The sequence below is a fragment of the Paenibacillus naphthalenovorans genome (assembly GCF_900099895.1).
GTDB lineage: Bacteria > Bacillota > Bacilli > Paenibacillales > NBRC-103111 > Paenibacillus_G > Paenibacillus_G naphthalenovorans.
Map to the genome: position 1 here is coordinate 60,103 of NZ_FNDY01000004.1, position 12,255 is coordinate 72,357.

Below are 12,255 nucleotides of genomic sequence, written 5' to 3' on the forward strand. Positions count from 1 at the left end.
CCCTTGCTGGGAAGGAGTTCCGCATGAAAAGAACAAAGGTCAGGATTCAAATACAAAACCCCGGCATTTCCTCGGACGGCTCCGTTCTGATGCTCAGCGATGCGATCGCAAAGAAATGGAAAATCCCGCTTCACACTACTCTGCATTTGCGCTTCGGAGCAAACAAGCAGGAAGTAAAGATCATGCCTGTTTCGCAAACCGGCACGCTTCGCATAAGCAGAACGCTTGCTGCCGCATGGGGGCTGTCGCAGGGTGACCAGTTGTGTTTGCAGTACAAATCCGGAACACGTACGATTCAAATCGGACCGCTGATCGGCGTGATGGTCAGTCGCGTCCATCCTTCGTCGCCCGACAAATTGTTTGGCGCGAACACGGCATTCTGCAGGGAGTTATCCGATGCATGCAAGCTGTATGGCGCCGTAGTGTTCTTTTGCACCCCGGACGACCTTCGCGGGCAGAGCGATACGGTTCAGGGGTGGCGCTATGCCGGAGGTGAGAAATGGGAAAAGCTCAACCTCCCGATCCCGAATGTCCTCTACAATCGGCTCACCTCGCGCAAGTTGGAAAAACGGCCGAATGTTCAGCATTTTATAAACCAAGTCAAAACCCGTCATAACACCATCATGTTTAACGAGAAATATCTGGACAAAACGGAAGTCTTTGACGCGCTCCGCAAGGAGAGCGGTCTGCATCTTTATTTACCGGAATCATACCTGCTGCGGAATTTTCAAATGCTGAAGTCCATGTGCGCAAAGCATAAAACCGTATTTCTCAAGCCCGTTACGGGAAGTCTGGGCAAAGGAATCATTCGGATACGCAAACAGCCGGACGGATCGTACATTTGTCATTTTACCAATCTGAGCGGCGCACGTAAACAATCGTTTTCCTCGCTAACCGGCGTGTTTGCCGCCGTATCCGGAAAAGTGAAAAAACATCGCTATCAAATCCAGCAGGGACTGGATCTGCTGACGGCGGGCGGAAGGCCGATCGATTTCCGCGCTTTAGTGCAGCGCGGCGAAACCGGGCAGTGGGCCATTACCTCCATCGTAGCCCGGATTGCGGGAAATCATCATTTTGTTTCCAACCTCGCCCGGGGCGGAAGCTTGAGCACCGTAAAAGAAGCGCTGGCCCGCTCAGGCTCTGCCGCCGCATCCGGCGGACTTCCGAAGCTGCGCCGGGCGGCGGTGCAGATCGCCAAAGGAATCGAAGCACAAGTGCCTGGCCATTTTGCAGAGCTCGGCATCGATCTGGCTATCGATATCCATGGACGCGTTTGGCTGATCGAAGTCAATTCGAAGCCGTCGAAAGAAGACAACACGCCGCTTGCAGCGGACAATAAAATCCGGCCTTCGGTGAAAAAGCTTGTACAATACGCCAGACATTCCGCAAGCTTTTAAGTTTTACCATTTCGGGCGGCTTCCCGTTCGGGAAGCTCCCTGCACTTATGGGGTGACGCGCATGATGATCTCCAGCTTCATGAGGATCGCTGATCGTTCGGTAGGCATCATGACGACGCATACCGATGAGGATCCGCCTTTTCGCAACCGCCGCTTCTACCGCAGCTTGTGTATAGCCGGTAGACGAAGCGGTTTGATGGTATTCGTGTTTACTCCGCTTGGCATCGATTGGAGCAGAAAGCAAGTGACAGGTTATGCCTATGATCCTGATCATAAGCAATGGATGTGCCGGACATTCCCGCTGCCGTCCGTCGTGTATGACCGGTGTTTTTTCACCGAACGGCATCAGTACGCAGCATATCGGGCGGCAATGCGCCGTCTGGACGAACACCCGTCCGTCCGCCTTTTAGGGTGCGGCCTTAAAGACAAATGGACCGTTCAGCAGCTGTTGGAGCAGGATGAACGGTTTGGCATTTATCTTCCCCGGACCGAACGACTGCGCGGCATGCGGACGGTGGCAGACTGGCTCCGGGAATGCCGGGAAGTCATCCTGAAGCCGCAAAGCGGCTCGCAAGGCCGCGGCGTGCTGCTCGTGCGGAGCAGGCCGCTCTCCGCGGCCGGAACGGTAAACACCGCTGAACCGGCATTTACCGTGCGCGGACGCGATAAGCGAAACCGCGCTTTTGAGCGGGATTTCGCGGACAAGGCCGCGCTGCTGGAATGGCTGCGCCGTTTTGTCGCGCGGCGCAGCTACCTGCTGCAGCAGTATCTGCCGCTGCAGACCCAAGATGGCGAAGCGTACGACGTGCGCGTGCTGGCGCAAAAAAACGACACCGGCCGCTGGCAGTTAACCGGCATGGCTGTTCGCCGGGGTCGGGACGGCAGCCTGACTTCAAACCTGCATGGAGGAGGCACGGCAGAGCCCGCCGCTCCCTTCCTCGCCCGGGAATTCGGGCGGGAAGCCGCCGAGGAGCTTCTTCGCAAGCTGACTCGCCTCTCGGAGGAGCTGCCGATCGCTCTGGAATCATATCACGGACGGCTCGTCGAGCTCGGGATAGATTACGGCGTCGACCGGGACGGTAATTTATGGATTCTTGAAGTGAATTCCAAGCCCGGCCGTTCCATCTTTACTTATTTGCAAGACGATCAGGCAAAGTGTGCAGCTTTGGCCAATCCCCTTCATTATGCATGGTATATCTTGCGGCAGCAGGACGAAAGGAAGCGTGGAAAAAATTTCGGAGGCACGGGAAGAAGACTCTCCGGGAAAGTCGTTGAAGGAGCAAGGATGCCAAAAAACCATTAGGCCGGAAATCACGTCATCCGTCAAAAAAGAACGCATCGGCGCTCAGGCTCGTTCCTTCTCCTGAAGCCAACAGTACCTACGAATCAGAACTGCTTTGCCAGTCGCAAAGTTTTCATATCCTCTTGCCTCATTCCTTACGAAGCCAGTTTTGCCTCCGGCAAAACGCAAAGCACATCTATACGAAGCCAGTTTTGCCTCCGGCAAAACTCTTAGGAGGTTCAACATGAGCTTGACAACTTGCACGATTCATGTCATTAAGCGGCAAGAACGGGTCGTTTACTTGACAAGTGAATTGGCCAAAACCCTGAAGGTGGCCAAAGCAAGAAATGTGACCTTAAAGCTCGGCAGCAAAAGCCTCTATTTGCAACTCAAGCTGCTGAAGAAGAGCGGAAACCAAGTCTATTTACCGTCATATGTGTACACCCAGTTACGCATTCCCAGAAGCGGCACCACTCTGATTGTTAGCGACAATACCGAACTTCGCCTGGGCCCGCTGATCGGCATCTTGACCAGCGTTTCTCCAGGCAACTCCGCTCCCTTCGGCTCGCGGACGGAATTCATCCGTCAATTCATGCAGGCCGGGAAAGACAAAGCGTTCTATTTCGGCTTCTCGCCCCGTGACGTGAACTGGTCGCAACAGACGGTAAACGCAGTCGTTCCGAGCGGCGGCGGCGGATGGGTCCGCAAAGTGCTGCCGCTGCCGGACGTGGTCTATAACCGATTGCCAAGCCGCAAAGCGGAGAAGCTCGCTTCCATGAATGCCTTCAAGAACCGCTTCGTGCGGCAGGGCATTCCGTTGTTCAACTGGAGCTTCTTTGACAAATGGGACGTGTACAATCTGCTCGAAGACACCGATGTCTTCAAAAACGTACCGGAGTCCCGTATCAATCCTACGCCGGCACAGATGAAGGAAATGCTGGAGAAGCACCGGTTTATTTATCTCAAACCGACCGCCGGCAGCCTCGGCATCGGAATTTACCGGTTGACGTATAATCCGAGGCAGGGGTATTACGCACGTTTCCGTAGGGGAGAACGCAATGTGCTGCTGCGTTTCAAAAAATTTGAATCGCTGATGTCCCTGTTAAACCGCCAGAGCAGCGGCTTAAACGGTTATGTCGCCCAACAGGGCATTAGGCTGATTGAAATCGACAGCTGTCCGATCGATTTCCGCTTCCATATGACCAAGAACATCAATAACCAATGGGTCGTTGCCGCGATCGGAGCCAAGAAGGCCGGCAGAGGCAGCGTCACGACACACGTGCGTACCGGCGGCCAATTGATGACGCCGGAGCAGGTGTTGAAGGAAGTATTAGGAACGCGGGCGGAGGCTGTTCTCGCCAACGCCAAAGAGACGGCCATCAAGCTGGCGGAGGCGATCGAACGCAATGACCGCCACACCCTTGGCGAGCTCGGTTTTGATATCGGGATCGATCAAAACGAACACATCTGGATGTTCGAAGCCAACTCCAAACCAGGGCGGTCCATATTTAAACACCCTGCCCTCAAGGAGCAGGGAAGACGTTCACTTCAGTATGTTTTCGACTATTGTCTCTTCCTGAGCCGATTCCGGTCAAGGAGGGATTCTTAAGTGGGTGCCATCATACAAAGGAAACAGAAGCGGCCCACCCTGGCCATTCTCACTTATGCCGACAAAAAAAGAGTATTCCGCGGGAACCAGGATAACTTTGTAGATCTGATCCGAATCGGTAAGGAACGCGGAGTGCAGGTATACGTCATGACCACATCTGATTTCAAGCTGTCCGGCAAGCATGTCCCCGGTTATTCATATCACCCTTCAACCAAATCGTGGACCAAACAGCGGATGCCTCTTCCCCATGTTGTCTATAACCGGATTCCTTACCGAAAATTCGAGCTTTATCCCGAGGTGCAGCAGGTCATTCAGACCTGTCTGCGCCACGGACAGATCCATTTTTTTAATCCGGCCTTTTTTAACAAATGGAACCTCTTCGAATGGATTAACAAATCGCAGAAAACAAGGCCCTTTATTCCCGTCACGGAGCGTTTGTCTTCAAGCACAGAACTTCATAAGATGCTTCTGGCTTATCCGTTCCTTTACCTTAAACCGATTCGCGGAAAAGCGGGCAAAGGCATCATGAGGGTCAGCCGCATTAGTGGCGGACGTTCAAAAGGCAACTCATACGAGCTCAGTATCCAGAACAAAACCAAAAGCCATATCTCCCGGTATTCGACCGTTTCGGAACTGTGGACGGAGATCCAACGCCAAATTAACTCCAAAGAATATATCATGCAACAGGGAATCGTCCTTTCAAGCTACAAGCAAAGACCTTTCGATCTGCGGGTTCTTGTGCAGAAGAACGGCAAAGGCCGGTGGACCATAACGGGCATTGGCGCGCGGCTTGCGGGAAAGTCCAGTATTACGACCCACGTCCCGCGGGGCGGTTCGATTGACAATCCTGTCAAGCTGCTTAACTCCTCGTTCGGAACAGCTGGCAGCAAACGCATCATTAGAGAGGCGCGGAAGACAGCCTTGATCATAGCCAAACAAATTGAGAAATCGTACGGATATTCCCTCGGCGAAATGTCTATGGATCTCGGGGTGGACCAAATTGGACATATTTGGTTTTTCGAAGCCAACTCCAAGCCGATGAAGTTTGACGAACCCCCCATCCGAAAAAAATCGCTTGAAAATTTAATCGACTATTCCATTTACCTGTGCAAAAGAAAGCCCAAACGGTTCTTCAAAAAAAATTCAACCATGTCCGCTATAAAGAGCATTGCCGATGAAAGCAGGTGAAAAACGCGTGAGGTATCCAGTGGGGGTATTGGCTATGTATTTGGCGGGACAAAGGCTAGAAGAAATTTCCTTTTTCCGTAAGCTGAGCATTAGCGGACGAAAGCTCGGACTGGAAATTTTGGTCTTCACACCAGATGATGTAGATAAAACCAGGTCCCGGATTCACGCTTTGAAATATAATCCTGCAATGGGGAAGTGGGTCCGAAAGTGGACCAGATTTCCGCCCATCATCTATGACCGCTGCCGTTACCATGGACTTGAAAATTTTCGCAAGCTGACAAGATTCCGCAAGCAGTACAGTTCCTTACGCTATTTAAGCCGTCCCCTCACCAACAAGTGGTCCATGCATCAGCTTCTATCCGAGAATTCAAGTATCAAACCTCACCTGCCGGCAACCGTCAAGTATAAAGATGCAAAAGAACTGGGCCAATTTCTCAAAAAGCATCCGGTCATCTTCATGAAGCCAAAAAGCGGAACTGGAGGCCGCGGCATCATCCGACTGCAGCGGCTTCGAGGCGGAGTCTATCTGATGCAGGGGCGCGACCCGAACCGGCGAATACTTCCCATGCATAAAGTGACCTTAGCGCAAATACCTGTGAAGCTTCGTGATTGGAAACTGGAAGAGAAATACATCCTTCAGCAAGGAATTCCACTTCGCTTAAAAGACGGCCGGGTTCACGACTTTCGCATGCTGGTGCAAAAAGACGGCAACGGAGAATGGCAGATCACCGGCTGCGCCGGCCGGATCGGGCCCGCACAGTCCGTTACTTCCAATCTGCACGGCGGAGGCACCGCCATTTCGATGGATGCCTTGCTGAAGAAGCGTTTCAATTCGGATGACGTCGTGAAGAACATTAAAAAGAGCGCATACGAACTCGGTCTAAACGTAATGAAGCACCTTGAGGATAAATTCGGCAGACTTTGCGAGGCGGGGATTGACCTGGCTGTTGATCCCAAAGGACATGTCTGGCTGCTTGAAGTCAATCCGAAGCCTTCGCGGGAAGTCTTTTACCGGATCGGAGAATTAGAAACGTACCGGATAGCCGTCAGACGTCCTCTCGAATTCGCACTTTGGCTGAACAAACAAAAAATCAGCGGCGTAACCCGCTGATTTTTTCCATTTTCTAATGGGATTTCCGTTATAATGCAAGTCGCTTCCTTCACGTTTCGTCTACTAGCTTCAGCAGTTCGCTGAAATCCGCAATCCTCACGTCTGCCTGATCCAGCTCTCCTTCCTTGCGGAAGCCGGCATAATCGCAGCCGACGACAAACAATCCGTTGGCATGTCCCGCCTCCACGTCGGAGGAGCGGTCACCTACCATCCAAGCGGAGCTTACCCCGTGCCGATCCAAGAGCATCCGTACCAGATCCGCCTTTGACCGGGTTCGGTACTCCCCTGCGCTGTAAAGTCCGCCCGGCTCAAACAGCGTCTCCAGACCTTGGTATCGGATGACCCCCTTCACATAATCCTCCAGTCCGTTGCTTGCGATAAACAGCCGTATTCCCCTGCTGCGGAGCCCTTGAAGAGTATGGGCTACACCGTCATACAGCTTCCCGTCGCCCCGCTCCATCCCTTCAATCTGCAGCTTTAACAGGAGCTCGTCCGCTCTGCGGTGAACTGCTTGGTCCACCTCGGGCATCACCATCTGCCAAATATGCTCGAGCAACATGCCCAGACCGCTGAGAACGTACTTTTCCGGCGGCGTTTCGCCTTCATACAGTCCCTCCTCGCGCAGTCTGTCGAACGTCGCCCGATAAGCCGGCAGCAGCAACGTCTCCGTTTGAAACAAGGTCCCGTCCAGGTCGAAGATCATAGCCTCCGGCTTTGTGATTGCAATCGCCAATTCGTTTTCCTCCCCTGTCCTTCAAAAACGTCAAGTTCTATACAACCATGATTTGCAAAGAATGTCAATTAGGCATTGTCCACTGCTTTTATTCCTTTCCTGCAACAACCATCCACTCGTCAATTGTAATGGAGCGAATGGCCCCATCTTTCAGCACCAATCCGCAGTACTCCTGCAAATCTTTATCCGCCTTCAGGATATGGGATTCGACCTGCTTTACCTGTTCCTCCGTTCTGGCCGTTCGCCGGACCCAGGTCGGAAACTCGAATGTCTTCTTGCGGACCCGCTGTTTCCGTACTTCCAGACCTGCATCCTTCATCCATCCGGTCCACTGAGCCAGGCTGCAGCATCGCACGTGGCTCTCATCCCTTAACTTTTCCAATGTATTGATGAACAAATCCAGACGAGCTTCCTCCGGAACCACATTATCAATAAGCAGAAGCTTGCCTCCAGGCTTCAAGACGCGTGCCGCTTCCGTAATAAACCGCCCCGGGTCAGGAAAATGATGCGCGGCAATCCGGCAGGTGACCGCATCGAAGGAGTCGTCCAGAAACGGCAAATCCTCGGCATCAGCCACCACAAATCCAACGTTGTCGCAGCCTTCCTCTATCAGATGCTTGCGAGCTGCAGCCAGCATCTCCTTTGTCAAATCCGTTGCAACTATTTGCGCTACAAATGGGGAGAGCGCTTTGGAAACATGTCCTCCTCCGGTAGCTGCGTCAAGCACTTGCCAGTCCGCTCCAGGCTCCAGCCACTCCACCAAAAGCGGAAGATCATCTCCTTTGGCATGGATGCTGCTAGTCACATATTTTTCCGCATTTCTGGAAAACTGATCCCGAACGGTTTCTTTTGCCTGTTTTGGATCCATCATGGCTTTTTGTTCCCTCCCGCATAGTTTGATTATAAGGCGGACCGTAATTTTCAAAATCTCTTTCAAACAACATTACCAATTTATCACAATTCGGTCGGCCCTCCCAGTTAACGCGCATTTTTTTTACTTTTTGCCCGGCGGCTTGTTGAAACGACAAAACAGGCGAAATCCGTTGACTTCGCCTGGACAAGTAAATTCGCTTATCTTACCAATGCTTTTTCGTTCAGAAAACCTTCTTCTCGCTCTGATCCGCTTTCAATATTTCTACAGCTTCACGAAACCGCAGCGAGTGGACAATCTCCCGCTCCCGCAAAAATTTGAGCCCGTCCTGCAAATCCACATCGTCCGTCAAATCAATCAACCATTGATATGTAGCTCTGGCCTTCTCTTCCGCCGCTATATCTTCATACAAATCGGCGATCGGATCTCCTTTGGCTTGAATATAAGCGGCAGTCCAAGGAACGCCCTCCGCATTGCTGTAAAACAGCGCTCGGTCATGATTGGCATAATAAGCGTCCAATCCGGCCTCCTTCAGCTGCTCCACCGTAGCATCTTTTGTCAGTTTGTATACCATCGTAGCGATCATCTCAAGATGAGCGAATTCCTCTGTCCCGATATCCGTCAGCAAACCGATAACTTTATCCGGAATCGTATAGCGTTGATTCAAATACCGCAGCGCCGCGGCCAACTCGCCGTCCGCACCGCCATATTGCTCCAGTAAAAGCTTTGCCATTCTGGGATCGCATTTACTTACCTTTACCGGATATTGCAGCTTCTTTTCATAGATCCACATGCCACTGCTCCCCTCCAGCGTTCATTGGTTAAACCTGCCATGGCCAGGGCGTCTCGATCCATTGCCAGGGATGCCTGGAATAGCTGTGGCCATAGGCCATAAGCGGACCAAATTCCGTCTCAAAACGCCTGGCCAGATGCATTCGTTGGTGCGCGTGCTGATTGTACTGCTGAATGGCTTGAACGTCTAAAGGATGCGTATCCAGATAGAGCGTGAGTTCCACCAGCACGAAGTCAATCGCCTGCAGTTCCTGCAGCATGGTGTAAAAATGTTCCGGAAGCGGTTGTTGCATACCTATTCTCCTTCCTTCACGCTTCAGCAATTTTTCGAAATGTACGGACTAAAGAGCGTCGGCCAGAGCGTGCCGCGCATCAGCGCTTCCATCGGCGGGTATTGGGGAAGATGCATCGGTTGATAGTGAATACAAAGGTTTGGCGGGGTACTGTAAGTCTTCACTGTAATCGGCGGACACGGGTCGAACGGACTATGATACGGATACCATACTTTCTCCTGTTCCATAACGGATGTTCCTCCTTGGTTCATACTACCTCTATATATACAGCTCCTGTTTGTCCATTATGTTTATTCCCGATTCTATAACGCAAAAAAAACTACGGCGGCATGAATAACTAACAGGATCTTCCTAACGGTTTGTCGAAGTAATTACGGTCAAAATTTCCAAAGGAGTTGACCCGCATTGCTTTCCAAAAACCGTCTGCGTCCACAACGGAGAATATACTTTAGACCTGAACATAAGAATTGTCCTCACTGCCAACAGAAATTACGTCGTTCACATACAGCATGGAATAAGAAAATCGCCACATTGAAAGAAGTCGTTCACGTTTGGAGCATGGCCTACCATTGCGAAAATCCAGATTGCCCGAAGCCAGGTGTATACTACAAATCGGCGGAAGCAGAAGCAATAAGCATGAAGCATTCTCCTTACGGCTTCGACGTTGTTTGCCTAGTTGGTGAACTTCGCTTCAAACGGCATATGACCCGCAAGGAGATTGCGGATGAATTGAACGCGAGAGGTGTTCAGACATCCGAACGGAGCGCACAAAATCTGTATGAACGGTATCAAACATTGCTTGCTGCTAGTCTTACTGAACATACGAAGAAAGTGCTGGCTGAAGTCACAGAACAAAACGGCGGTATTATCTTGTCTATGGATGGCGTCCAGCCAGAGAAAGGCAATGAGACACTTTATGTAATTCGTGAAGTATTCAGCGGTACTGTCTTAATAGCAAAAAACATGAAAAGTGGTTCATCTGCCGAGTTACAAACGCTCATCCAACCGATCATCGAGCAAGGCTATCCGATCGTCGGTATTGTTAGTGATGGACAGCAATCCATTCGTCTAGCGATGGAGACGCTTTTGCCCGATGTGCCTTATCAATATTGCCAGTACCATTATTTAAAAGACATCGCGAAACCGGTTGTTGATGTCGATCGAAAGTTAAAGACCGAGCTCAAGAAAAGCATGCGCGGCATTCGTGAAGTCGAGCGGAAAATCGAACAGTCGGATTCACAAGAAGCAAGCATCGCGAAGGGTTACGTTGCTGCCGTACGTGCATTGCTCTTGGAAGACGGAAATCCTCCATTAGATTTACCCGGTATGCGTATCTATGAACAGGCCCAAGCCATTCAAGCGTCCCTTCAAAAATGCTTGGATAAAAAAGGGGGCCACCCTACTTCAAAACGTTTTCAGAATATTTAGTAAAGTCGATTCCCTTCAGCAACAATACGAGAAAGTCGCTCGCTGGATGAAGCCAATCCGTCACATTGCAGAAATCCTTGAACCCAGCATGGATAAGACAAGCAAGACAGTTGAATGGGAAATGACAAAGCTGTTGGATTGGGTTCGGCTTTCCTATACCGAAGAGAATGATCTGGAAATGGTTAACAATCTCCTTAGTTACAGCAAGGGATTCTGGAAGGGACTCTTCACTTGCTACGATCATTATCATGTGCCAAGAACGAACAACGATCTGGAACGCTTCTTCCGAGCTACGAAGACACGACACCGTCGGATGACCGGGCTACGCAACTGGAACGAATACATCTTACGGAATGGTGAGATGGTTGTGCTCGTTGATGATGGACTTAAACAGGAAAACCTAATCGCCCGTTTAAGGATGGTCGACTACACAAGCTACAAGAAACAGAAAGAAAAATGGAATAACCGGTTGAGCGATAGTGTTATGCGCAAACGGTTTAAACGCGATCCACAAAATTATCTTAAAAATTTAGAAAACCAATGGCTCAAATAACATGTATGTTATTCATGCCGCCGTAGAAAAAAAAGGCTACCCGGCACATACTGGGTAACCTGAGATTAAAAAGGCCCTGTTGACAGCTTGTCTTACTAATGAATGTCCTTCTTCTTGAAGCGTCCGCCCTTCACGTCGTGAATGTTGCCGATCGCAAGAAATGCGCCCTGATCCAGTTCCTCGACGATCGATTTCAGCTTTGCTTCCTCCAGACGGTTGATTACACAGAAAATCACGAGTTTGTCGCCGCCCATGTAGCCTCCTTCACCTTGCAAATAAGTGACGCTGCGGCCCAAACGGCTGATGATGGCATCGCCGATTTCACGGCTGTTGTCGCTGATAACCCAGACCGATTTGGATTCGTCAAACCCTTCGATGGTAATATCAATCATTTTGTAAGCAATGAAATAGGCAATAAGCGAGTACATCGCCCGGTCCCAACCGAAGACAAATCCTGCGCTGCTGAGAATGAAGAGGTTAAAAAACATGACTACTTCTCCTACGGAGAATGGCGTTTTTTTGCTGAACAGAATCGCTAAAATTTCCGTACCGTCCAGCGAACCGCCAAAACGGATCACGATCCCGACCCCGATTCCGAGAATAACCCCGCCGAACACCGATGCGAGCAGAGGATCAATCGTAAGCGGAGCTACCGGATGAAGCAGCCAGGTTCCGAGGGACATCAGGATGACCGCATACAATGTGGATAGGGCAAAGGTTTTGCCGATTTGTTTATAGCCGATAAGCAAAAAAGGCAAATTGAGTAACAACAGGAATATACCGACTGGAAGGGCAGTCAAATGAGATGAAATGATCGAAATGCCTACAATGCCTCCGTCGATGATCCTGTTGGGTACGAGAAAAATTTCGAGTCCGACGGATACGAGCGCTGCCCCCAGGAAGATAAAAAATGCGCGGTGCACAATCTTCGCTGCGGACAGCTTTGAATGCTGTTTGATTTGCTGTAAGTCCGCTTGCATACAATTCCCACCTTTACT

13 protein-coding genes are annotated in these 12,255 nt (G+C 50.8%); 7 read left to right on the top strand and 6 right to left on the bottom strand.

Annotation, left to right across the window (positions count from 1 at the left end; all coding sequences use genetic code 11):
* The first annotated feature begins 23 nt into the window (after positions 1–23).
* The 5 genes from BLT35_RS05595 to BLT35_RS05615 all read left to right on the top strand — a co-directional run bounded on the left by BLT35_RS05595 (position 24) and on the right by BLT35_RS05615 (position 6,587).
* Complete coding sequence (locus tag BLT35_RS05595) at positions 24–1,397, top strand: YheC/YheD family endospore coat-associated protein (protein WP_074727250.1); 1,374 nt, start codon at positions 24–26, stop codon at positions 1,395–1,397.
* A gap of 79 nt (positions 1,398–1,476) precedes the next feature.
* Positions 1,477–2,700: a YheC/YheD family endospore coat-associated protein gene (locus BLT35_RS05600; protein ID WP_083351214.1), complete on the top strand. Its 1,224-nt coding sequence runs from the start codon at positions 1,477–1,479 to the stop codon at positions 2,698–2,700.
* 223 nt (positions 2,701–2,923) lie between these two features.
* Positions 2,924–4,288, top strand: a complete 1,365-nt coding sequence (locus tag BLT35_RS05605) for a YheC/YheD family endospore coat-associated protein (RefSeq protein WP_062406933.1) — start codon at positions 2,924–2,926, stop codon at positions 4,286–4,288.
* On the top strand, positions 4,289–5,476 hold the full coding sequence (locus BLT35_RS05610; RefSeq protein WP_062406931.1) for a YheC/YheD family endospore coat-associated protein: 1,188 nt from the start codon (positions 4,289–4,291) through the stop codon (positions 5,474–5,476). It begins immediately after the preceding gene.
* Positions 5,477–5,483: 7 nt separating this feature from the next.
* On the top strand, positions 5,484–6,587 hold the full coding sequence (locus BLT35_RS05615) for a YheC/YheD family endospore coat-associated protein (protein ID WP_137669887.1): 1,104 nt from the start codon (positions 5,484–5,486) through the stop codon (positions 6,585–6,587).
* A gap of 49 nt (positions 6,588–6,636) precedes the next feature.
* On the opposite strand, the gene BLT35_RS05620 is transcribed toward BLT35_RS05615, so the two are convergent.
* The 5 genes from BLT35_RS05620 to BLT35_RS05640 all read right to left on the bottom strand — a co-directional run bounded on the left by BLT35_RS05620 (position 6,637) and on the right by BLT35_RS05640 (position 9,503).
* Positions 6,637–7,290: an HAD family hydrolase gene (locus tag BLT35_RS05620; protein WP_062410824.1), complete on the bottom strand. Its 654-nt coding sequence runs from the start codon at positions 7,288–7,290 to the stop codon at positions 6,637–6,639.
* A 118-nt stretch (positions 7,291–7,408) separates the two neighbouring features.
* Positions 7,409–8,191, bottom strand: coding sequence for a class I SAM-dependent methyltransferase (locus tag BLT35_RS05625; protein ID WP_174350930.1), 783 nt, complete (start codon positions 8,189–8,191; stop codon positions 7,409–7,411).
* A gap of 223 nt (positions 8,192–8,414) precedes the next feature.
* Positions 8,415–8,984, bottom strand: coding sequence for a manganese catalase family protein (locus tag BLT35_RS05630; RefSeq protein ID WP_074727252.1), 570 nt, complete (start codon positions 8,982–8,984; stop codon positions 8,415–8,417).
* A 28-nt stretch (positions 8,985–9,012) separates the two neighbouring features.
* On the bottom strand, positions 9,013–9,276 hold the full coding sequence (locus BLT35_RS05635) for a spore coat protein CotJB (protein ID WP_074727253.1): 264 nt from the start codon (positions 9,274–9,276) through the stop codon (positions 9,013–9,015).
* 23 nt (positions 9,277–9,299) lie between these two features.
* Positions 9,300–9,503 (bottom strand): spore coat associated protein CotJA, encoded by a 204-nt coding sequence (locus BLT35_RS05640; protein ID WP_074727254.1) that lies wholly within the window; start codon positions 9,501–9,503, stop codon positions 9,300–9,302.
* A 178-nt stretch (positions 9,504–9,681) separates the two neighbouring features.
* Here BLT35_RS05640 and BLT35_RS05645 point away from each other — a divergent pair, with 178 nt between their 5' ends.
* Both BLT35_RS05645 and BLT35_RS05650 read left to right on the top strand, forming a co-directional pair.
* The gene (locus BLT35_RS05645) at positions 9,682–10,704 is read left to right on the top strand and encodes a transposase (protein ID WP_139170768.1); all 1,023 of its coding nucleotides are present in this window, start codon (positions 9,682–9,684) and stop codon (positions 10,702–10,704) included.
* Positions 10,705–10,750: 46 nt separating this feature from the next.
* Positions 10,751–11,257, top strand: a complete 507-nt coding sequence (locus BLT35_RS05650) for a hypothetical protein (RefSeq protein ID WP_054820364.1) — start codon at positions 10,751–10,753, stop codon at positions 11,255–11,257.
* Between the two features lie 95 nt (positions 11,258–11,352).
* Here BLT35_RS05650 and BLT35_RS05655 read toward each other — a convergent pair whose 3' ends face one another.
* Positions 11,353–12,237 carry a YitT family protein gene (locus BLT35_RS05655; protein ID WP_062406925.1) on the bottom strand — a complete coding sequence of 295 codons (885 nt, stop codon included), beginning with the start codon at positions 12,235–12,237 and terminating at the stop codon, positions 11,353–11,355.
* Positions 12,238–12,255: the final 18 nt, after the last annotated feature.